The organism is Sulfoacidibacillus thermotolerans, assembly GCF_003144315.1.
Taxonomy (GTDB): domain Bacteria; phylum Bacillota; class Bacilli; order Alicyclobacillales; family SLC66; genus Sulfoacidibacillus; species Sulfoacidibacillus thermotolerans.
Window position 1 is genome coordinate 1 of the sequence record NZ_MPDK01000100.1, and the last position, 672, is coordinate 672.

Here is a 672-nt window from a genome sequence, read left to right on the forward strand (position 1 = left end):
CTTTCCGCACTGGTTAAATGCCCGGAACGGTTCTGAGCGTCTTTATGGTCAGCTTCAAGTGCTTTACGTTGCTCCGGTAAACCTTGTGAATTAGTACCAATATATTTGGCATCACCATCCGGAGATACATCAATACGAGCACCAGCACCAACACGAACAGGAGCTTTATCGTCAATCGCATCACTATTCGTAATACCACCACGAACAACCAGCGTATCCTGGCTCTGCATAAACAAAGCCTGTCGATAATCAGCTTCACCCTGATAAATAGAAATACATCTGTTTGCTAATGCAAGTAGCGGTGGTTTATCTGGTTCTGGGACTAAGTCCATAGCGTTACAAAACACGAAAGGTATCTGCTCAAGCGGAGTGCCTTTATATTGAGGGACTACAACGTCAGAGCTCACCTCTTCTGGTTCGTCATCTTCACCAGGAACCAGTTCTGTCATGTACTGCCCATACACGTAACCGCTATCTGATGGTTCATCTACGTTGGCGCTTCCAAGAACAAGAACTCGATATTGAACTTTATAAGTCCAATCAAATGAAGTCTTGTCCATTACTTCTTTGGACTCATCCAGGACAACTAAATTAAGGTTAAGTGAACCAAGATCATCTTCACCGTCGTCCCAGTTTCGTATACTTAACGCCTCGTATACCGCAATGTACGGC

The 672-nt window shown here is 44.5% G+C and carries 1 protein-coding gene; it reads right to left on the minus strand.

The genetic code is table 11. The annotated features are described in order from the left end of the window. Positions 1-672: DUF4055 domain-containing protein (locus BM613_RS14645; protein ID WP_146192863.1), on the minus strand; the 672-nt coding region annotated here is incomplete at both ends.